At 54.1% G+C, this 21946-nt stretch carries 21 protein-coding genes; 6 read left to right on the forward strand and 15 right to left on the reverse strand.

Going from position 1 to position 21946, the window contains the following annotated elements; genetic code table 11:
• Positions 1 to 204 precede the first annotated feature (204 nt).
• The 3 genes from CJA_RS15015 to CJA_RS19385 are packed head-to-tail and all read right to left on the reverse strand — an operon-like array spanning position 205 to position 2181.
• The gene (locus CJA_RS15015; protein WP_012488699.1) at positions 205 to 1269 is read right to left on the reverse strand and encodes a hypothetical protein; all 1065 of its coding nucleotides are present in this window, start codon (positions 1267 to 1269) and stop codon (positions 205 to 207) included.
• Positions 1253 to 1561, reverse strand: coding sequence for a hypothetical protein (locus CJA_RS15020; protein WP_012488700.1), 309 nt, complete (start codon positions 1559 to 1561; stop codon positions 1253 to 1255). The genes CJA_RS15015 and CJA_RS15020 overlap by 17 nt, the downstream gene beginning before the upstream one ends.
• Before the next feature lie 44 nt (positions 1562 to 1605).
• Positions 1606 to 2181: a hypothetical protein gene (locus tag CJA_RS19385; protein ID WP_148208892.1), complete on the reverse strand. Its 576-nt coding sequence runs from the start codon at positions 2179 to 2181 to the stop codon at positions 1606 to 1608.
• A gap of 207 nt (positions 2182 to 2388) precedes the next feature.
• Between CJA_RS19385 and CJA_RS15025 the strand changes: the two genes are divergently transcribed.
• The 4 genes from CJA_RS15025 (at position 2389) to CJA_RS15040 (ending at position 7160) form a co-directional block, all read left to right on the forward strand.
• A complete protein-coding gene (locus CJA_RS15025) occupies positions 2389 to 3573 on the forward strand; it encodes a DnaT-like ssDNA-binding domain-containing protein (protein WP_041551594.1) in 1185 nt (394 codons plus the stop codon).
• A complete protein-coding gene (locus CJA_RS15030) occupies positions 3485 to 4162 on the forward strand; it encodes a replication protein P (protein ID WP_083766879.1) in 678 nt (225 codons plus the stop codon). Before CJA_RS15025 ends, CJA_RS15030 begins: the two co-directional genes overlap by 89 nt.
• Positions 4163 to 4195: 33 nt before the next feature.
• Positions 4196 to 4993, forward strand: coding sequence for a glucosaminidase domain-containing protein (locus CJA_RS15035; RefSeq protein ID WP_012488703.1), 798 nt, complete (start codon positions 4196 to 4198; stop codon positions 4991 to 4993).
• A gap of 346 nt (positions 4994 to 5339) precedes the next feature.
• Complete coding sequence (locus CJA_RS15040) at positions 5340 to 7160, forward strand: alpha-amylase C-terminal beta-sheet domain-containing protein (protein ID WP_012488704.1); 1821 nt, start codon at positions 5340 to 5342, stop codon at positions 7158 to 7160.
• Positions 7161 to 7258: 98 nt separating this feature from the next.
• On the opposite strand, the gene CJA_RS15045 is transcribed toward CJA_RS15040, so the two are convergent.
• The 5 genes from CJA_RS15045 to CJA_RS15065 all read right to left on the reverse strand — a co-directional run bounded on the left by CJA_RS15045 (position 7259) and on the right by CJA_RS15065 (position 15086).
• A complete protein-coding gene (locus CJA_RS15045) occupies positions 7259 to 8341 on the reverse strand; it encodes a polysaccharide deacetylase family protein (protein WP_148208893.1) in 1083 nt (360 codons plus the stop codon).
• 102 nt (positions 8342 to 8443) lie between these two features.
• Complete coding sequence (locus CJA_RS15050; protein WP_041551596.1) at positions 8444 to 11809, reverse strand: hypothetical protein; 3366 nt, start codon at positions 11807 to 11809, stop codon at positions 8444 to 8446.
• 88 nt (positions 11810 to 11897) lie between these two features.
• Positions 11898 to 12167, reverse strand: a complete 270-nt coding sequence (locus tag CJA_RS15055) for a PilZ domain-containing protein (RefSeq protein WP_012488708.1) — start codon at positions 12165 to 12167, stop codon at positions 11898 to 11900.
• 105 nt (positions 12168 to 12272) lie between these two features.
• Complete coding sequence (parC, locus tag CJA_RS15060) at positions 12273 to 14531, reverse strand: DNA topoisomerase IV subunit A (RefSeq protein ID WP_012488709.1); 2259 nt, start codon at positions 14529 to 14531, stop codon at positions 12273 to 12275.
• Between the two features lie 72 nt (positions 14532 to 14603).
• Entirely contained in the window at positions 14604 to 15086 is a 483-nt protein-coding gene (locus CJA_RS15065; RefSeq protein ID WP_041551597.1) for an LEA/WHy family protein, read from the reverse strand.
• A gap of 85 nt (positions 15087 to 15171) precedes the next feature.
• Between CJA_RS15065 and CJA_RS15070 the strand changes: the two genes are divergently transcribed.
• Positions 15172 to 15573, forward strand: a complete 402-nt coding sequence (locus CJA_RS15070) for a hypothetical protein (RefSeq protein WP_012488711.1) — start codon at positions 15172 to 15174, stop codon at positions 15571 to 15573.
• On the opposite strand, the gene CJA_RS15075 is transcribed toward CJA_RS15070, so the two are convergent.
• From CJA_RS15075 to CJA_RS15100, 6 genes are all read right to left on the reverse strand, one after another.
• Complete coding sequence (locus CJA_RS15075) at positions 15570 to 15947, reverse strand: DUF2750 domain-containing protein (RefSeq protein ID WP_012488712.1); 378 nt, start codon at positions 15945 to 15947, stop codon at positions 15570 to 15572. The genes CJA_RS15070 and CJA_RS15075 overlap by 4 nt on opposite strands.
• 49 nt (positions 15948 to 15996) lie before the next feature.
• Positions 15997 to 16725 carry a M48 family metallopeptidase gene (locus tag CJA_RS15080; protein WP_012488713.1) on the reverse strand — a complete coding sequence of 243 codons (729 nt, stop codon included), beginning with the start codon at positions 16723 to 16725 and terminating at the stop codon, positions 15997 to 15999.
• A complete protein-coding gene (locus CJA_RS15085) occupies positions 16718 to 17365 on the reverse strand; it encodes an MBL fold metallo-hydrolase (protein WP_012488714.1) in 648 nt (215 codons plus the stop codon). Before CJA_RS15085 ends, CJA_RS15080 begins: the two co-directional genes overlap by 8 nt.
• A gap of 57 nt (positions 17366 to 17422) precedes the next feature.
• Positions 17423 to 18073 carry a hypothetical protein gene (locus CJA_RS15090; protein ID WP_012488715.1) on the reverse strand — a complete coding sequence of 217 codons (651 nt, stop codon included), beginning with the start codon at positions 18071 to 18073 and terminating at the stop codon, positions 17423 to 17425.
• Between the two features lie 84 nt (positions 18074 to 18157).
• On the reverse strand, positions 18158 to 19171 hold the full coding sequence (locus CJA_RS15095; RefSeq protein WP_012488716.1) for a lytic polysaccharide monooxygenase: 1014 nt from the start codon (positions 19169 to 19171) through the stop codon (positions 18158 to 18160).
• A 441-nt stretch (positions 19172 to 19612) separates the two neighbouring features.
• Positions 19613 to 19978, reverse strand: coding sequence for a DUF6488 family protein (locus CJA_RS15100; RefSeq protein ID WP_041551602.1), 366 nt, complete (start codon positions 19976 to 19978; stop codon positions 19613 to 19615).
• Positions 19979 to 20186: 208 nt separating this feature from the next.
• On the opposite strand from CJA_RS15100, the gene asd reads away from it, so the two are divergent.
• On the forward strand, positions 20187 to 21035 hold the full coding sequence (asd, locus tag CJA_RS15105; RefSeq protein WP_012488717.1) for an archaetidylserine decarboxylase: 849 nt from the start codon (positions 20187 to 20189) through the stop codon (positions 21033 to 21035).
• A 69-nt stretch (positions 21036 to 21104) separates the two neighbouring features.
• On the opposite strand, the gene CJA_RS15110 is transcribed toward asd, so the two are convergent.
• Positions 21105 to 21860: a TerC family protein gene (locus tag CJA_RS15110; protein WP_012488718.1), complete on the reverse strand. Its 756-nt coding sequence runs from the start codon at positions 21858 to 21860 to the stop codon at positions 21105 to 21107.
• Between the last annotated feature and the right edge of the window lie 86 nt (positions 21861 to 21946).

Below are 21946 nucleotides of genomic sequence, written 5' to 3' on the forward strand. Positions count from 1 at the left end.
GAGGACAGATGTGCCTGGGACCGAAACAGGCGGGTTGATTTAACTTATTGTTATATGTTGTGATTAATTATCCAAGCGCCGGAGTCTACCCTTGAAACAGTTATTGTTCAACTTACTTTAACCTGAAAGATAAACAATATACCTGGCCTACTACACGTCCATGACAACAACTGACTAAGGTGAATCAAGAAACACACATTAATATTAATGAAAGCGGGCAGCGTACTGTTGGTACAAATCCGGATGACGATTATTCAAATCCTTTAAAAGTTCAGCATGGCTTTGCTCTACAGGAATTCCCATTTGATTGACCTTCAATGCGTATTGAAGCAATTTCGCAGCCTCAGCTTTATCATGTTTTACTGCAGCAAACAGAACAATATCTAAAGCATCTCTCGTTCCATCATTTAATTTAATAGGCACTCCCAAACTTGAAAGTTTATCTAGTTCCTGCAGTTTGTGATCAATAGATGCTGAAAATGGATTAATTGCAAGTTTATCCGCATGTATTTCGAATAAATTCATACTTCGGAATTCATCAATATAATCAGTATTAATATTAATACCCTCTTTATTTAAAGCAACAGCCAAATCGATGTTATCCTGATTTACCATATACTCCATGGCATTATCCGGAAGAATAGCTCCCTCACGAAGAAGACCCAGAACATCAGCAACTGCCACATCTTTATACATACCACTTTGCCCCAACATCATATCCCCATAAAATAGCCCAGTTTTTTCTGCACGAGCTTCAACTCGTTTTTTTAACTCCGAGAAATTAGAGCTTGATGCCATTTCAATTTTGAAGTTTTCCTCTTCTGTTGAAAGCTGAGCCATATAAGATAGAATGTACTCCCAGTCCTTTTCGGTAAACTCTTCATTTAGCATTCTTTGTTTTATATCGTCATCAAGATCAGCACCTTTTTCTAAAAGAGCATGATAAAGAGTTGTACCGGACATTTCTTTCAATTTATATTTTTTTACCGCCAGTACATTCAACTTTTTCTCCATATACAACTTTTCCTTATAAGTCAGCTGGCGGTAATCCATAATTGATGCAGAGGCATTAGCCGGAATAGCAGTTTTTCTAGATGGAGAATCTACTTCTTTTTTCAAAGCGCTATCTATTTTATTTTTCGACAATAAAACAACATTCTGATTTTTAAAAAAATCAATACTGGTTATCCCAATAAATATCCCCCCCCCTATAAAGAGCAACAGAAATAACTTAAACATATGAGGTTTGTAATTATTCGTTGATTCCATCTTTTTTAGTCCCAGAAAACTCTTGCTGCAAAGATATACCTTCAAAAAGTATATCAATTTTTTTATCCACCTTGATAAGAAGAGCAAGCACACTGATAACAAATGGCGACAACAATAGGATAATCGCCACAGGAAAGGTAATTTTGTAACCAAATACCGGCAAAAAAATCAATAAAAATATTGGAGCGAGATGAAATAATCGATAAAAAAGCGAATGCTGATTTAGAGCGTTATAACGGTCACGCAAGCTGGATTTATTATGGGTATCTTTACTCAAGCCTATCTCTTTCATTTCAATAACCTCATGATAATTTTAATACCATCCCTGGTATAACCTTAATTGCACTCTCGCTTCATTTTTTCCGCACCAGCTGAGCAAAACTCCATCGCTTGTGCTGTTAACGTAGTACATGGCACCAGGACATCATCTACCGCGTAACCCGTAGCAGCAGCTCCGCTGACGATCAATTTAGAGGTCTTATCATCAACTGCTGAACCAACAAGCTTGCTATACAACCACTTGGATGTAGCTCCTGCAGCGCCACCAAGAGCCGCATTAAAGCCTGTACAGATATCATGCAGCTGATTATATGAAGCTTTACAGTTTGATTCCGCAGTAATCGCGTTGTTTATACATTGCTGATTGGGAGGCGGCAGGGGCTGTGGAGGAGGCGATGGAGGAGAGGGAGGTGTTGGAACAGGAGATGGCTCAGGAACCCAATGACATTGTATGACTGGTTTACAAACCCTTTCATAATATCCCTGCCGAGCAAAAACCGAACATGCCTCTCCTGCCACATAACAAACCTGCCCAGCACGGACCTGTAAGGAAACACTGTTTACTCCCAATATTATTAAATAAGCAAAAGACTTAATTAAAACATCCCATTTTCTGCAAAAAGCCATTTTCACTGCAAACTCCTCAAAATTTCCATAAAAATTATTTGTATACTCAATTATTAAGCATCAAAATGTTACCGGTTACATAAATTAGGAGTCAACAACCAATTAGTGATAGCTATAAGACGTTCACAGAAAGCCAACTATTCCTGTAGCCGGGGAAGATGATCCCACCTACAATTCCGGTTCTTTTTATGCCAGCCCAACGGCGTTGTAACCATGAGTTCATCCCTGATATCCGAGCGCCCCTTGCTGATTTCCCCGTCCTTGGCCGCCACCATTGGCCTGGAGGAGGCGTGCATGCTGTCGGTATTGAGCGACCTGGCGGCTTATCGCCCCTTGCGCGAGGCCAATGGTCGGCAATGGCTGGAGTTGGATGAAGGCTGGGTCCAGAAACTCATGCCCTTTTGGACCGATTACGATATACAGCGCATCAGTAAAAGCCTGCGCGACAAAGGCATTATCCAACTGGCCTCGGCACCCTACGTCACCAGCCGCCAGCTGATCCTGGCGTTTGATAACCATCTGGCCGATAACCCAACCCAGCCCCATGTCCAGCCCGAAGCGCCGCAGATCCACCCCGGGGCCAACCTGATATCCCCCCATTGGCAGCCGGATACCGAGCTGCTCAAGCGCATTGCCGAGCACAATATCCCCGAGTATTTCATTCGCCAGCAGCTGCCAGAATTTATTACCTACTGGCGCGAGCGCGGTGAAATCAGCCATGCCTGGGGTGCCAAATTTTTAAAAGATGTGCTGCACAAGTGGCGCCACCACCAGACCCAAATCGCCCGCGAAACCCGCGAGCAACAGGAGCGCCGCCAGCGCGACGACGAGGCGGTGTTTTTGCAGCGCGACCAGGAAACCGCCATGCACAGCCACTGGCGCCCCAGCCGCGATGCGCTGGAAGTCCTGGTCAAGCATGCCGGGATCAGCCTGGCGTTTGTGGAAGATGCCATTCCCGAATTCGTGGTCTACTGGCAGGAGCGTGGCGATGTGGGTCGCACCTGGAACAGCAAGTTTATCCAGCACGTCAAACGCCAATGGCTGCGCTACAACACCGCGCTGGAGCACGACAGTGAACCCCGCCGCCTGCCGGAGCACTGGCAGCCGAGCAAAGATGTCTACGATGTGTTGAAATTGGCGAACATCGACCTTAATTTTGCCCAACAGCAACTGCCGGAATTTGTGCTTTTCTGGCGCGACAGCAACCAACTGCACAGCAGCTGGAATACCAAATTTTTGCAACATGTGAAGTTTCACTGGGCCAAACAGCACGCCCTGAACACCGATCCATCGACACAGGTAAATGCCCATGCAGGACAGCCACTCGCTCATCCATCAGGCCGAACAAGAGATAGCAGCCTTGCACAGCAACTCAACGACCGCAGCTGGGCAAGCTGAGGCGACCCGGGCCAGCCCACCCCCCAGCGACGCCCATGTGGATGCGATCAACCAGGTCTTTGCGCTGTTCCGGATCAACTACCACAACCAGTACTACAGCGCCTTTTCACAGCTGGAGCTGCTCAACCAGGCCAAGCGCCTGTGGCTCAATTCCCTAGCCCAGTTCAGCCCGGAAGCCATACTGCGCGGCGCCAAAAAGGTGATTGAGGAAAGCGAGTACCTGCCCACCCTCAACCGCATGATCCGCGCCTGCCAGGGCAGCCCGGAGGAATTTGGCCTGCCCGATGCGCACCGCGCCTATGTCGAGGCCTGCCAGGCCCCCAGCCCTAAAGCAGCCTATACCTGGAGCCATCCGGCGGTGTATCACGCCGGTTGTGCCAGCGACTGGTATTTTCTCGCCAGCAACAGCGAGAAAACAGCATTTCCTATTTTCGAGCGTCACTACCTGAGGCTGTGCGAGCGGGTCATTAACGGCGAGGAGCTCCCCGCACCCAACGCGCCCGTGCTGCCCCAAACCATAGAGACGCCACTGAGCAGGGAAGAAAACCTCAAACGCATGGAGGCACTGCGTAAACAACTGGACCTGTAATGCATCTATCCCTGTCATACCGGTAAAGAATCCATGCCAAACAATACATCCCAATGGTTACTGGGCCTCAGCCTTGTTGCCTATCCGATCTTCTGCCTGCTGCTGGTGTTCTGGCTCATCATCCACACGCCCGCGGATTTCACCAGCGTCGACGACGATGAACTGTCGAGCACCACCTTGCTGCCGGATTTCGCGTCGATCGACCAGACACCGGAGCGCAAGGCGCAGTTTCTGGCCATGCTCACCCCCCTGGTGGAGGCCAAAAACGCCGTGGTGCTAAAATCGCGCGAGCGCCTGTTAAACATCAAAGCCGAGTGGGACAGTACCGGGGCCGTCAGCGGCGTTAATGAGCGCAACCTGGAAAAACTGCGCAGCAAATACAAAGTCAGCCACGAAACCTACCCGGAGACAGACCGCGCCATCGAGATACTGCTGTTGCGCGTCGATATGATTCCCCCGGCGATGGTATTAGCCCAGGCGGCGATTGAATCGGGCTGGGGTACCTCGCGCTTTGCCGAGGAGGCGCACAACCTGTTTGGCCAGTGGTGCTACGAGCCGGGTTGCGGCCTGGTGCCTGCGCGTCGCGTCGCCGGTGCCAAACACGAAGTGAAAAAATTTAACAGTGTTGAAGAGTCGCTGACGGCCTATTTCAACAACATCAATACCCACGGCGCCTATCGCCCCTGGCGCCAGTTGCGCGCGCAACTGCGCCAGGACGCTGAGCAGTTTACCGGCCAGGCCATGGTGGCCGAACTGCACAAATACTCACAGCGCGGACAGGTCTACGTCGACGAGTTGCGTCGGGTCATCCGCCTGAATAACCTCGAATAGTCTTAATGTCCTGTCCGGGCCAGAGGTAACCCAGCCAGTAGCTATCGATGGCTCGGCTATGGCCCGGTTAGTGAGGCAGGGTCAGCGGGACAGATGAATGACCACAATAAATAGGATAAAAATACAACGACTCTCCGTTATAAGTATTTATTTTATCCAGATAGCGCCCTATAACTTCCCTCCACCTTTTTGCCATTTTCCGCCTAAAAATAATTTTATTTTTATCAATAAAACCAAATCCCGCATAGATTGGCGCAAAAAACACTCATACACTAGTAGTGCGCTAGAGAGCCGTACTGAAACCGGTCATGGATACCCTAATAATAATTGTAAGAACGGTGAGAAAATGATTAAGAACGTCATCATGGCAGCAGCCATCTGTGCTGCTGTGGCGCCTGTTACCCAGGCTGCCACAGAGCAAAGCAAATCCAGTAGTGCAATTCTCTTGCAAGGTTTTCACTGGAATTCCCACAACAGTGCCTGGTACACCACCCTGCAGAACAATGCCCAAAGCATTGCTGACCTGGGCGTCACCCATGTGTGGTTCCCGCCACCCTCGGATGCCGCTTCGAATGAGGGTTACCTGCCGCGCCAGCTGAATATCCTCAACTCCAAATACGGTAGCGAGGCACAACTGACATCGGCGATTTCGGCACTGAAATCCAAAGGCGTCAACTCAGTAGCCGATGTGGTGATCAACCACCGCGTGGGCACGACCAACTGGGCTGACTTTACTAACCCGACCTGGGGTTCCTGGGCCGTCACCTGTAATGATGAGTGGAGCGGTGCAACGGGTGAGTGTGATACTGGCGACGGCTATGCGGCCGCACGCGATCTCAACCACATCAATAGCACTGTACAAGCGGACATCATTAACTGGATTAACCAACGCCTCAAAGGGGTCGGTTTTACCGGTATCCGCTACGACTACTCCAAAGGCTACGCGCCCTATTACGCCGGCCTTTACGCACGGGCAACCAACCCCGACTTTTGTGTGGGCGAGGTGTGGACCGACCTCAACTACAACAACGTCAATGCACACCGCCAGTTGCTGATGGATTATGTCAACGGCACTGACGGTGACTGCGGCGTTTTCGACTTCACCACCAAGGGGCTGCTCAACCAGGCACTCAGCTACAACGAGTACCATCGCCTGAGCATCAGCAACGCCCCGGCCGGCGGTATCGGTTGGTGGGCACAGAAGATGGTGACCTTTGTGGATAACCACGATACCGGCCCGAGCGAGTCCTGCGGCGTCGGCCAGAACCACTGGCCCGTGCCCTGCGACAAGGTCATGCAAGGCTATGCCTATGTGCTGACCCACCCGGGTATTCCCTCCATCTACTGGGCACACGCCTACAACTGGGGGCTGTATAACGGCATCAAGGCATTAGTGGATATCCGCAAGGCCCAGGGCATCACCTCAACCTCCAGCGTCAGCATTGCGGCAGCGACCACCGGTCTCTACGCCGCGGTGATCGATGGCAAGGTGGCGATGAAAATCGGCCCCAATGCCTGGAGTCCGAGCGGTACCGGTTGGACCCTGGCCGCCAGCGGCACCAACTATGCTGTCTGGACCAAAGGTACAACCCAGCAAGCTGACTGGAAACGTACCGTGGTATTTGTGTACGGTGTGACCTCCTCCGGCCAGGATATGTTTATCCGCGGTGGTATCGACCATGGTTATGCCAGCAACACGCTGGGCAAAACCTGCACCAACACCAACTTTGAGTGCGCCATTCCCATCCGCCACAACAACCTGCGCAACGCCACCACAGCGCCATGGAAAACCAACGACAATTACCTCGATTGGTATGGCACCGAGTCAGGCCAAAGCAGTGCCGCACAGGGTACGGCGGCGGACTGGACCACCAATGTCTGGCCAAGCTCCTGGGGCACCAAACGCACCACGGCAGTGGATGGTTATGGCGAAGACCCACTCAACCTGTACGGCCAACATTATTGGATGATGGATGTGGATATGGACTGCAGCAAAACCGTTAACGGTTGGTTTGAGCTGAAGACCTTTATCAGCAACGGACCAGGTTGGGAAGCCGATGTGAGCCAGAGCGGTACGCCCTACGCATCCGGCAACCACTTCGCCCAATGCGGTAAGATCAATGTGTTCCAGCGTGGCAGCTCCAGCGCCACTTTCGTTAATTTCTAGGGATTCATGTAAACGGAATTAAACAGCGACGGCTCTCCAGCCACAAAAAACGGCAGCTTCGGCTGCCGTTTTTTGTTATGCGAAAGTCCCCGCACAGATTAATCGTTATGGCTCCAGTTACCGTTTTTATCGGTCACCAACCACTGCTGGGTATACCAGTAAAAACGCCCCTTCCCACCCGCCGGTGCAGTGCAGTTGTAACGCGCACGCCCGGCGTTTAATGGCGCCTTTGCGCGAGTCCAAAGCTGGTCGCGGATAATCTCCACCGGGATAGCGCCCTGCCCTGTTGCAAAGCAGTTAACCGCTTTTAATAAGCGCGGTTCCTCCAGCGTTAACACCAGCCAGGGCTGATCGCCGGCCTTCACCACCAGGTCATCCAGGCGCTGTTGTTTATTCGCATAGAACGCGGTGGAGGCGATAGGCATGGGCAGGCTATTCACCTTGAGTTTGAAGTCATCCAGTTCGGTAAAGCTGCCACCAAACGGAAAGCGCGGCACCGCCTGCAAATCACCGTGTTCTGAGAGCACACCCGATTGCTGGCCAAAGGCGACATAGCCCAGCTTTTTGGCAATCGCCTGCACCTCGCGGTCGTATTCGCCAAAGGGATAGGCAAGGATCATCGGTGCTTCACCGATTTCCTGTGCAATTTTTTGTTGCGCCCGGCTGATTTCCTGCTCGATGCGCTGGCGAAACTCACGCGCACTTTCACCCGGTTGTTTACGCGGCAAGTGATGGTGTGCGTTGGTGTGGTTGGCGATAGTGACGCCTTGCGTTGCCATTTCGCGCAATTGATCCCAGGACACAAACAGGCGCGAGCTGCCTACCGCCTCGGTATTCACAAAAAAGGTAAATGGCCAACCGCGTTTTTTTAGCAGTGGATAGGCCGACTCGTACACACTCGCGTAGGAGTCATCAAAGGTAATAGCCAGGGTTTTATCAGGCAGAGTGCCGCCCTTGCGCAAGGTTTCAACCAAGGTCATCAGCGGTACCACCGTAAAACCCGCTTCAGCCAGGTAATCCATTTGCGCTTCAAAACGCGCGGGGCTGATACTGGTCGACGCCGGGGTTTTATCACTGACGTGATGATAAAGCACCACCACAGCCGCCGGGGCTGGAACAGCAAGCACAGCCAATAGGCTAACCAGGGCGTATTTGCCCGGTGTCACGAGTCCCCTGGTCATACAGGATATGTTGGATAACCACCGCATAGCATAGCTTGCCTCGCCGCCACAACTGAACATCTCAACAGCGTCTCACAACGAGAAGCTGGCCCCCCAAAATCCTCAAGGATTGACACGCAGCTCCACCGGAACCTCCAGGGTGGTTAACTCGCGCGCAGTCTGGAATTCGATCGTAGCGGGAATCTGTTTGATGTCCAGCTCAATCCTGTGTTTGCCAAACACCGTACGCAATTGCGCGGGCTGGCTCACCAGTTCACCGTCAAGGCTCAACGCACGAATGGCCATCAGCGAAGGCAAGTTTCCCTCCATATCAAAGATCAACCGACCGGATTCAACGCGCTGTAATTTTAATAAAGCATCATTGGCATTCCATTGCATTCCGAAGCGGAACGGCAATTGGATGGGAACCGGCTCCTGGGCGGCGCTAAATACCAGCTTGCCCCATAGGGCAACCGTATCGCCCACCGGCAGATCGCCAGCGCGCATCTCCAACAGACCGCGCAACCAGGGCTGGGTGGGATCCGTCTGGTAATTGCCATTAAGCCAGTACCCCCCCTGGTGATCCATGGCAATCGGACTCTGGTAATGCACCGAGTGCAAATTGCCTGAGCCATCCTCAAGCTCGCTAATCACCATGCTCACTGCACCCAATTGGCGACTCAGCGGATGGCTGTTGCGCGTGTAAATATCCGCGCGCAATGCCAGCGTATTTTGCGGCTGAGCCAATAGCTCATGCACGGCAATTAACACTGGGCCAGCAATCACGGAATTAGCCGGTGCCTGGTGGGGAAAACTCACGGCAGGTGCCGTATCTTTTTCCAGCGCGGGCAGTTGTTCTGCACTAAATACCTCCGGCGGAGGCAGCACCATGGAGAAATCGCGCACCGGCGGATAGATGCCCGCCAGGGTAAATTCGTGCGTTTGCAACACCTGTTCGCGCACCAGGATAAGTTCAACCGCAGCGACCTTGCCCTGGAAGTCGATAGTGACGGTTTTCCCCTGGTCGAGCAGGTTACTACCGCGCAAGGCACTGTTACTGGCCAGGACCTTACCGGCTTCGTTCAGGGCATTGACGTGCAAGAGTGCCGCGGTATTACCCGCGACCTGGAAATGCAATTGGCTGGGGCCCGCCGAGAGAAAACGCACAGACACGCCCTGGGCATCGATCTTCTGCCCGGCCAGGGGTTGGGCCAGGGAGAGCCGTTCAATCCGCGTGGGCAGGCGATGTTCAATCACGCCCTTGATCAATCCTGCCCGGGTTAAATCCAATGTCGGGGGCAACAGGATTTTCTTACCGCCCTGCAAACCGACAAAACCCACTGGCTGTCCCTGGTCAAATACATTGCCCTGGTAAATCAGGTTGATGGGCGTCGCCTGCCGCAGACTTTGTGTAGCGCAATCGGTTGTAGCGAGCAAACTATTGCCATAGGCATCGGCAATATCGGTAATACGCAGGCTAACCGAATCGGTTTCACGCCCGAGGTTGGGCAGGTTAAACGCCGCCACATCCAGATTAAGCAGCGCGCCATTGTCAGTTTGCTCCAGGCTGCTGATCGCCAGTCCAAACGGCCCGGTTTCTACCTGGGGTACAAACGACTGGTTGAAATGTTTAACGCTGGCAAAATCCGCCAATGGCGTCGCAGGTACATCGGCAAATAGCAGTGGGCTCTCGTCCACCCGCTCCTGCGCAACCTCCATGGTAAGGCCCAGGGGCGAAAAGGCTTTGCCTAACAGAGAGCTAATCCACTGCTGGATCTCTTGCTGTACCTGCTCATCAAACAGCGCATTAATCGCCACATGGGACTCATCGCCACCCACACTCAGGCGCTCATACAACGGTAAGGTTTCCGGCCAATCGACTGCCAGGGTGTGCCTGGCCTGTTGCAGCGAGTTGCTCAACTGCTGGCGAATAGCCTGGATGGCTTGTGCATCACTGCTGGCTAACGCACTGCTGAATTCCACCGCCGGTGGAAACAGTCGCGGCTCAAGTCCGGCATAAATAGCACTGATCGGTGCAGCATCTATCGATAACCGGCTTAACGCCATCGCGGTGGTGCGCTCGGGGCTATTGCCGGGATGGAACAGGGCTGCCGCGAGCATTTTATCCTTGCTCCAGTCCTGCCAGCCGCTGAGGTCTTTTTCGGCGCGCGCCTGGCTTTCGAGGCGGCCATTAAACATGGCGACAAATTCCGGGGCGCCGATAACCAGACGCTGCTCGCTGATATAGGCCGATTTAACCGGTGTGCGCTCACAATGTTGAATATCCACACCCGAAAAAATAATGCCCTGGGGCGTGTCTGCTTCAATCTGGTAATGCTGTTGCAACCAGGCTTTGATCACGACCGGCTGGAACTGCCCCTCCAATATCCATAGCGGCTGCAGGCGCTGCTGTTGTCCATAGAAGCCCACCCAGGCCTCGCGGGTTTGTTTGCCCAGATCAATCCCGGCGGCTTCCATCCGCGCCCAAAACTCTTTTTCAGGCCCGGGCAAATGTGCCAGGGTACGCGGCTGGTCGTCCTTCACACGGTGCATACGCTCAACATGCAAATAAGCCAGGCCAAACAGCGACGGCGATGCCAGTGCACTGGCCAGCTGCGATGCCTGTTCGCTGGCGGCTACCGGTGTCCACAATGGCCGCTTGAGCCACAGTATGGTGCCGGCAGTGATGCTGATCGCCAGCAGGATCACCAGCATTCCCCACAGGAACGAGGCTTTGTGGCGATGGATTGCCCGCTCCAGTTCGGCAGCCTCCTCCGCTGTTGGCGGTGGCTCTACTTCTTCTTCCGATTCAGCTAGCCATTTCTGTTTTTTAATCCAGTCATCATCGTCGTAATCGAACTCATCACGCAATTCAGTGTTATCGCCCGGCGCCGATGCAAGGGTTTCCAATACAGGCGTAACAACAGGTTCTCCTGAAGATGCATTGGGTGCAGGTGCAGGTGCAGGTGCAGGTGCAGGTGCAGGTGCAGGTGCAGGTGCAGGTGCAGGTGCAGGTGCAGGTGCAGGTGCAGGTTGATCGGAGGTTGTGGCAGGGGGCTGTACCTTGGCAACAGGATGTTGCACCGGTACCGGTGGTGTCAGGGGAACCGGGGTAAAAATAGAGCCGGACGGTTCTTGTTCCGGCTCGGGTTGTGGCTCACGGCGCACCAGAAATTGTGGCAGGTCATCTTCATCATCAACCTCCAGTTCATGCAGTTCCAGGTCCAGCTCGATTTGATCGGCAATATTGCCCACATCCGGGGCATCCAGGCTGACACTATGGAGGCGCACACCGGCATCCACAAAGGCAGCGCGCCAACGCTCCACCTCTGTCGTATTATCGAGTAATTTTATGACGCTGGGACGCCCGGAAAAAAACATCAGGCGTACCACTTTTGGCTTCAACTGTAACAGTTGAGCCAGATTGCCAATTATCTGATCTTCATCAAATCCTTCGACAAAATCCCCTTTGTAAACGAGTTTATACACAAGCACTCCTTCCGTTACCCGGTTATGCCAGCGCTGTACCTCTACGCGGAATCAATGCACCGGAACGCATTAACAGCAACGACCAACCCTATACCTCTTGCACGAAACGCAACCCTACACCGGAGGGCTCTACCCGCACCACCTCCATTTCCAGGACCGGGGCATCATCCATCAAGCCTTGCACCTGGCCGGTGACATGGGTGCCCACCGGCGGAATCTGCTCCGGCTCCAGCACGACAAACACACCGCCATCGGAAATATCGCGGGTTTTTACCAATAGCTCCCCGATAGAGTCGTGCCGGATTTTGATACGGCAGACGAACGGGGTGCGAACGTATTTGCGTTTGTCCTGACTCATGGGGCTATCCCGTTATGTATTGAGTTTGTCGTGTTATCGGTTATTGGGACTGGCTCACACAGAATAAAAAAGGTGGGGAAACCCCACCTTGACCGAGCGCCATTATTACTTGTCATTCACCTCGGCTTTATCCACTTTCTGGAAGCCGCGCGGCAGTTTATTACCACGGCGACCACGCTCACCTTTGTAATGTTCCAGATCACCCAGCTTGAGCGTGATGGTGCGCTTGCCGGAATAGAGCGTCAACACCTGGCCCGGCAGGATAACACTCACGGCCACCACAAACTCTTCGCGCGCCGCTGCACGTGCCGAAGGGATATTCATAATCTTGTTGCCTTTACCGCGCGCCAGCTCCGGCAATTCCGTTACCGGGAAGACCAACAGGCGGCCATCGTTACTGACGGCAGCCAGCAACGCCTGGGCGGGATCATTGATTAATTGCGGCGGCAATACCTGCGCATTATCCGGCAGGGTCAGCAGCGCCTTGCCGCTTTTATTTTTACTGGCCAGGTCATCCAGCTTGGCAATAAAACCGTAACCGGCATCAGAGGCGAGCAGCACCCGCTGGTCATCCGCGCCCATGAGTACGCCCTCAAACGTGGCGCCACTGGGAGGATTGATCCGGCCGCTCAAAGGTTCGCCCTGGCCGCGCGCTGACGGCAGGTTGTGCGCGGGAATTGCGTAGCTGCGCCCGGTGGAATCGAGCAGGATAACGTTTTGGTTGCTCTTGCCATGCACTGCAAACTTGAAGCTGTCGCCCGCTTTATAGCTGAGTCCGGTGGGATCTATATCATGGCCTTTGGCCGAGCGAATCCAGCCCTTGTCGGAGATCACCACCGTAATGGGCTCGACACTCATGAGTTCTGTTTCACTGAGTGCCTGGGCTTCGGCGCGCACCACAATCGGGGAGCGGCGGTCATCGCCATACTGTTCTGCCGCTTGCAACAATTCCTTGCGCACCAGGTTTTTCAGTTTTACCGCCGAGCCGAGGACGGATTGCAGTTGGTCGCGCTCTTTTTCCAGGTCGGACTGTTCACCGCGGATTTTCATTTCTTCCAAACGCGCCAATTGGCGCAGCTTGGTTTCGAGGATGTATTCGGTTTGGTCTTCTGTAAGGCCAAAACGCTTCATCAATTCGGCTTTGGGATCGTCTTCCTCGCGAATGATGCGGATGACTTCATCGAGGTTCAAAAAGGCAATCAGCAACCCCTGCAACAGGTGCAGGCGGCGCTCGACCTTGTCGAGGCGATATTGCAGGCGGCGACGGGTGGTCACAGTGCGGAAACTCAACCACTCACCGAGGATCTTGCTGAGTGATTTCACCGCCGGGCGGCCGTCGATACCAATCACGTTCATATTGACGCGATAGGTGCGCTCCAGCTCAGTCGTCGCAAACAGGTGCTGCATCACCTGCTCCAGGTCAACGCGGTTGGAGCGTGGCACAACCACCAGGCGGGTGGGGTTTTCGTGATCGGATTCATCGCGCAGGTCGGCAACCATGGGCAATTTTTTCGCCTGCATCTGCGCCGCGATTTGCTCCAGGATTTTGGCACCGCTCACCTGGTGTGGCAGCGCGGTAATCACGATATCGCCCGACTCTTCGTCTTTTTGCCAGACCGCGCGCATGCGCACACTGCCGCGCCCGGTTTCGTACATTTTGATCAGCTCATCGCGCGGCGAAATAATTTCCGCCTCGGTGGGCATATCCGGGCCCAGGACAAACTGGCACAGGTCAGTAACACTGGCCTGGGGGTTATCGAGCAAATGGACGCAGGCGTTGACCACTTCGCGCAAATTGTGCGGCGGAATATCCGTCGCCATACCCACCGCAATACCGGTGGTGCCGTTCAACAATAAATTGGGTACGCGCGCGGGAAATACCGTGGGCTCGTCCAGGGTGCCGTCGAAGTTGGGCTGCCAATCCACTGTGCCCTGGCCAAGTTCATCCAGCAGCACTTCACTGTATTTGGTGAGGCGCGATTCGGTGTAACGCATGGCCGCAAAGGATTTGGGGTCATCGGGCGACCCCCAGTTGCCCTGGCCATCCACCAGGGTGTAGCGATAGGAGAAGGGCTGCGCCATCAGCACCATGGCTTCATAGGCGGCAGAGTCGCCATGGGGATGGAATTTACCGATCACATCACCCACGGTGCGCGCGGATTTTTTGTATTTGGCACTGGCCTTTAAACCCAATTCACTCATCGCATAGACAATGCGCCGCTGCACGGGCTTGAGACCGTCGCCGATATGGGGCAGCGCGCGGTCGAGGATCACGTACATGGAGTAATCGAGGTAGGCTTTTTCTGTGTAGTCTTTGAGCGAGATACGCTCTTCAGCTTCCGGTAGTACAGGTATTTCGGTCATTACTAGTCCTGATAGGCGTTAACAACAAAATAACGGGCTGGATGGTGCACCGGGCAAAACGCTGCCTGTGCCTTATTTATTGGCCAGTGGGATGCTGCCCTTTTCTTCCACATTGAGGGCAGGCAACCAGGCACTGAAATCCAGGCGGGCCTTAAAGTTGTAGTTCACATCTTCGCGCAAACCGGTGCGGCCGAAATGCTCCAGCAGGCGCACCAGTTGCAATACATTGGCAGTCACTACCACCTTGAGCGGTGTTTCCTGATAAGCCTTGAGCAACGGCAAATCATTGCTGACACCGCTGAGTACATCGTAATTTTCAATACCGATGGTGTAGGCAATACCGCGCAAGCTGAGGTCGCGGTCGTTGGGATTGGCAATCAGCAAGCTGACTTCGATCGGCTGGGTAAAGCCCTGCGCAGGCAGGAGGCGCAGTCCGGCCACTTTGACCTCCGGCTGCTCCAGCCGGGGCTGGAGTGCGGCACAACCGGCCAGGACCACCGCGAACAGCGCCAGGCAGGAAAGGCGCAGGTAAGACCGCAAAGCAGAATTTATCATCTTGTTGGAATCCATCATGTTTTGTGATTTCAGCCACTGGTGGCGCGGCTGATTTATGCTCTAATCCGCGCACCTGTCGACCAGCGTGCCCATAACAATTGCCATGCATCAACCGCCGCGCTACACCCGTCTCAATGACGAGCAACTACAGGGTGCCAGGGTCATTCGCCTGCTGGATCGGGAGGAGACCCGCTATCCACTGCTCACCCGTTTATGCCTCGACTTCGGCTTGCAGATACTCCAGTTACATCCCCGTGTATTCAGCCTGCTCTCGCGCCAGTGGGTGCCGGGCCCGGTCGAGTATATCCTCGCCTGCAAGGCCCCGGATAATGTCCACTGGTATCGCATGACGCCCACCTATCCATCCCTCAGCGAACTGACGGCCTATGTCAAACACCATGAGGTGGATATTCTGCACGACTATTTATTTGGCGATATCGGGCTTCCTGGTGATACCGGAGAAGACACTCCCGACGCCGGCGCTTAATCGCCCATTTCGGTCTCGAACTCCTCGAGCAAATCAATCGGCTCCATCTCGTCGCCATCCAGCTCCTGGTTCCAGTTGACACCGACTAACAGCAGGTCCTCGTGCATACCGGGCAGCCACTCTTCCAGAAATTCACCCAGGTCGATAGCCGCCGGGGTATAACCGGCCCAATCGTCGACACAGTGTACCCTTGCAAAGGACTCCTGCGACCAGAAAGGCATCACATCCATGTCGTCGTGTTCCTCGGATGCACACAGCGCCCAGCCCTCACTGCCTTGCAAACCCCAGACACAACCGCGCTCCAGGGCTTCGACAATAAACCGGTCGAGGTTTTCATCCAGGTCATCACTCAGGGGTTCAACCTGTTCACTCATGGCTCGTTACCTTTTTGATTGCTGATGATCCTGCACAGGCCGGCCCCACCTACAGGTGAAGCCCCGCCCCCTCCTGCTTCAACCAGTGACGCAGCGTTGCGTATTCGGGGCAAACACTGGCAACCAGCGCCCAGAAGGCGGGGCTGTGGTTGTGGTGACGCAGGTGGCAAACTTCGTGGGCGACAAGATAATCCACTACCGCCTCAGGGGCCAGCAGTATATGCCAATTGTATTGGATGACACCGCGGCTGGTGCAATGGCCCCACTTGGAGCGGGTTGCGCGAATATTGACCTGGTTGCAAACCAGCCCCATACGCTCGCACAGCGCCAGGGTTTTGCGTGTCAGCAGCGCCAGTGCCTGCTGCTGGTACCAGCGCTCCAGCGCCTGGCGAATCTGCACCGGCAAAGGCTGGCGCGAGCGGTTGGATAAGAGCAGATGCAGGGCATCGTCTACACGGGCCACGGCGCTACGGGTGCCATAGCCAATCACCAGGCGCAGGGATTGCCCCAGGTAGGGCAAGGTTGATCCCGACGCGTATTCGCGTTCACGCGGCTGCACGGCCAGTTGGCTGGATTGCTCCTGGATTTTGCGCATCACCCACGCCGCTTTCTGGCGCAGGAAACCCACCGCTACCGACTCGGCAACCCCCATGGGCGCCCGCAGGATCACCTGTGCCTGTTTTACTTCAATACAAAGGCTGCGGCGTTTGGCCGAACGCTTCAGGGTATAGGCAAAACCCGGTGAGGCAGCAGACTCATATACCCGGGACTCAGCCATAGTGCTTATCCGCCACAAAGGGATTGGTGCGGCGCTCCTGCCCGAAGCTGGACATGGGACCATGACCGGGAATGAATTTCACCGCATCCCCCAGGGGAAACAGTTTGGTGCGGATCGAATCCACCAGTTGCTGGTGGTTGCCGCGCGGAAAATCACTGCGCCCCACCGAGCCCTGGAACAGTACGTCACCCACCTGGGCCAGCCCTGCCTCACGGCAGAAAAACACCACATGGCCCGGGGTATGCCCGGGACAATGGAATACCTCCAGCTCCGCCTGGCCAACCATCACCTTATCGCCCTCGTGCAGAAAACGGTCAGGGGTAAAATTGGCCACAGGGGCAAAGCCCATCATTTGCGCCTGCTGGGACAGCATACCGATCCAGAACATATCGTCCTGATGGGGGCCTATTACCGGCAGTTGCCGCAATTGAACCAGGGCCGCCGTGCCGCCCACATGATCGAGGTGGCCGTGGGTGAGCAAAATCTGGGTGAGCTTAAGCTGCAAGCGCTCCACTTCCGCCAGGATCCGCGCCACATCGCCACCGGGATCAACCACCGCGGCCTCGCGCGTCTGGTCGCACCAGAGCAAGGTACAGTTTTGCTGGTAGTGGGTAACGGGAATAATCTGGTATTGCAGCACGGGACACCTCAAATCAATTCAGGCGCCCAAGATACCACAGGCAGATAGCCGGTCGGTTCAATAAAACCCCAGGGCGTAGTCTTTGCGCGCGACATAGACCGAGGTCATACCGACCTCCATGCGTCGGGTAATCGCCGCTTCTGCCTTAAGCGCCCCCTCGCGAAAATTGGCCAGGCCATCGTAAAACATGGCGGTAAAAAAATCGGCATCGGCATCGCGCGGGGTAAACACCTCGATGCGACACATGCTGGTATGGCAGTTGATGGTATTCACACTGACACGCTGCAAACCGTAGTGACGGGCAAACATATCGCGCAATTGCTGTTCGTAATCGCTGGCCCAGGTCACATCGACCGATTCTGCCTCAAACAGGCGGGTGGCGCGCTCATAGACGGTATTTTCCACGCTGTGCACCGCAACCCTGGCCATTTCCGGGTCCGGCACGACAGGGATTGGCGACGCCTTATCGGTGTTGCCGGCCGTATTGGTACTTGTCGTTCCCCGCTTTTCCCGGGGGGCGGAATATCCCGTACTGTCGCGCTTGAGGTCGCGGGACACAGGTGCAGCCACCGGCGGTATCGCACGCACATCACCTGCTGGCTCAGCAGGCTCCCGACCAAACTGCACATAAACCGCAACACACAAGAGTGGCACAACCAACAGCGGCAACCACCAGGGCAGAGGATTGGGTGAGGATTGCTGACTCACAAATAACTCCACACAGATATCAACCAAAAACACCGGCAGCAACCCAACACTGCCGGTGGCGAATCAACCTGTGAATACCCCGGGTTAGCGAGGGGCGTTACAGGTATCACGACCTATACAGGTCTGCTGATTCTCATTACTCCAGCCACTGGTGGTGTTTTTACAAATGGCCACCTGCCAACCGTACCAGTTGCAGTATTCCGTACTTCCACCGGTCGATGATGAAGAGGACGACGCTGGACGACTGGATGAACTGCTCGATACCACGCTGGAACTGGAAGAGCGGCTTGATGACACACTGGAGGAGGAGCTGCTTGAGCGACTGGATGAGCTGGGCGCAAGGCTGCTGCTTGAGCTGCTGCGAGAAGAGCTGGAAGAACTCACCGGGACAGAGCTGTTGCTACCACCGCCAATCTGCACGTCAATACAACCGTGGAAGCGCTCATAGGTGGGTGGCTCACGACCCCACTCCGCATAAATCACATGGCGGCCCGTGCGTGCCGGTACCGTACAGGTGGTATGGAAATGGGTATTGGGCTTGTCCGCCCGCACATTGGGATAGGCTCCCGGATTATCGTCGTTATAGGCCAGGTCACAGAAGGGCTGGTCCTCAAAATCCGCCCAGGTCAATTCCCTGCCAACCTGATACACAAAGCCGGGTTTGGTAATCCAGTAGCGGAAATCCGAGGTGTCATCAAAGTGCGGGCCATTGCTGATATCCCAGGAGAAGGTCAGGGTACCGGAATTGATATTGTTGACTGGCCAGTTAATGGCGTTATCCCAGGGCGTTTTACCACCGTTCCAGGTTTCGCTATCAAAGCCACACACATTTCTTGCAACAGGCCCCAGGACTTTGCGGCCCTGGTGATGGGTAAGCACACTCATGTAGGAGTAGCCCCCGTTAAAATCATTGGCGAAAGCGCCGGCACACTCGGGGTAGCGAGCCACGCCATTCATCACATGATCCGGCTTGGTAACAGCGCCGCAAAAGTAATTGCGGGCACCGGGGCTGTCGACAAAACCATGACCAAAACTCAGGGCGGAAAAAGCCAACAACAGGGCTCCCATGCCACCCATTTTTACGAACTTGTTATTCATTTATGTATCCTCACTCAACCGAAAAACAAGACAATCACCGCCAGCCAAACCGCACCGGTGGCAATCTCCGACACCCACAGGACTAGCCTGGGATAGAGAGTTTCAGTACTCCTGTCCAAGTGCCCGGTCACCAGCAACCCGGACAAGCGGGCCGAAAACCTGAGAGAAGCACAAAGATCATTTGTTATCGTTATGGCGCCTTAAATATCACCCCGGGTTACCCCGGGGTCTCATCCAAGGACAAGTGAACTACTGAACCTGGCAATTTTTTGATCAATTTGACAGCGCTGTCAAATATTAAATGAAGAAAAACCTGAACCCGTCCATAAAAATAATATGTCTTTCCAATCAAAGGCTTATTTGCGCGCCACGGATTATCACGCATTAAAATGCTTCTCATATATCAACAACCAGGCTGACCGGATTGAATGGATAAATGGGTTAATTATCGGCGCCCAGGGGTTCCAATTCTGCCGTTGCTATATCGCCATCCAGGGTAATCTTGAGCAGCAACAACTCGGCAGTAGCGGTATTAACAACCTGCACCCGGTAATACCCGATACCGTTTTCCACCAGGCTCGCCGCGGATTGCGGCAAACCTCGCCACGAAGCAGCGAGGGGCTCCGCTGCAAACGGAGGTGCTGCCCGTGTATAGTCGTCAGCTGTTTTCAGCGCCAGCTCCAACGCAGATTTCATATTGACCGGTGTATGGGTATGGCCCTCATGGGCAAAGCTTGCCGGCATCCATAACATCAAACACCAGCCCAAGGCCAACAGCAAAAAACGAACGGAAACAACCCTGACCATTTTAAAATCCTCCCGGACCACAGTGATAAGTAACAGAGACCAGCATTCAAGCAGATTTACTCCCGGCCCGATATGCACTGGCAAGCATGTTATCAATTGATAAAGCCTCCGCCGCCAACGATTGGAAACCAACAGCCCGGCAGATTTTGCTAGTATTGCCGCCCCGACCCGCCTTGTGCGGGCATGATCAAAACAAAGCGACACACCTATGAACGACAAGCTGTTTATCAAGCTGCAACACCTGGTTCCCCAACATGCCCTCTCCCGGGCAGCCGGCTGGCTTGCCGCAACCGAGATAGGCCTGATCAAAAATACCTTTATCCGTTGGTTCGTAAAACGCTATCAGGTCGATATGAGCCTGGCCGCCGAAGAAAACCCGCTTGCCTATCCCAGCTTTAATGATTTCTTCACCCGTGCGCTAAAACCCGATGCGCGCCCGGTAGATACTAATCCGTTCTCGATTGTTTGCCCTGCCGACGGCGCCATCAGCCAATTGGGCCCCATTGAAGCCGGGCGAATTTTCCAAGCCAAAGGGCAGGACTACTCGGTAGAAGAACTACTCGGCGATAGCGAACTGGCCACCGAGTTTGCCGATGGACAATTCGCCACCGTTTACCTGTCGCCGCGCGACTATCACCGCGTACACATGCCCTATGGCGGCAAACTGCGCACGATGGTCAGCGTGCCGGGCGAGTTGTTTTCGGTCAACACCGTCACCGCTGAAAACGTCCCGCGCCTGTTTGCCCGCAACGAGCGCTCCGTTGCCATTTTCGATACCGACATAGGCCCTATGGCGGTTGTGTTAGTCGGCGCCATGATCGTCGCCGGTATCGAAACCGTCTGGGATGGCCAGGTAGCCCCCTTCGCCAGCCGCGAAATCGCTACCTCCCACTATCCCTATCAAAATATCCAGCTGAAAAAAGGCGATGAAATGGGCCGTTTCAAGCTCGGCTCTACCGCCATTATGTTATTTGCCAAAGATAAAATTGAATGGAGCAAAAAATACCAGGCGGGAACCCCCACCCAAATGGGCGAAATTATGGGCAGGAGAAAATAATTTTTTGCAGCACCCAATAACAAAAAGGCCGATCAATCGATCGGCCTTTTTGTTAGCTTCCAGCTCAAACTATTCATTAATCTCTTCTTTGTATTCCTTACGCAATTCCACCGGCTTCTGCATATTTTTACGCATTTTGATGTTGATCATTTCGACACCGAGGGAGAATGCCATGGCGAAGTAGATATAGCCTTTGGGTACATGGACTTCGAAGCCTTCGATCATCAGTGTGAAACCAACGACGACCAGGAATGACAGCGCCAGGATTTTAATGGTGGGATGGTCATCCACAAAATCACCGATCGGTTTGGCGGCAAACAGCATGACGCCCACCGCGATAATAATGGCGATAGCCATAATGGGTACTTGCGATACCAGGCCTACGGCCGTGATTACTGAGTCAAGCGAAAAGACAATATCCAGTATCGCAATTTGCACCAGTACCATCATCAGCCCGTTGGATGTCACACTGCGCGCTTCTTCGGGGGTTCCCTCCAGGCTGCCGTGAATTTCATGGGTCGCCTTGGCGATCAGGAATAAACCACCGCCGATCAAAATAATATCGCGCCCCGATACCTCGTGATTAAAAAGACTAAACAGTGGATCGGTTAATCCCATTACCCACGCCAGTGAAAACAGCAGCGCCAAACGCGTCAGCATGGCCAGCCCCAAACCCACTGTGCGCGCAAACTTGCGCTGGTGTTCGGGCAATCGGCCAACCAGGATGGAAATGAAAATAATGTTGTCGATGCCCAGGACAATCTCCAGGGCCGTCAAGGTCGCCAGGGCAACCCAGGCTTCGGGGCTGTAAATCCACTCAAACATAAAAAGACTCTCTTAAGATAACAATAGCGTTGCCAGGTGTTGCGACTTATCGGTCATGCGACCTTTGCCTGGAGCGAATCCCCACC

The sequence above is a fragment of the Cellvibrio japonicus Ueda107 genome, from assembly GCF_000019225.1.
Lineage (GTDB): Bacteria > Pseudomonadota > Gammaproteobacteria > Pseudomonadales > Cellvibrionaceae > Cellvibrio > Cellvibrio japonicus.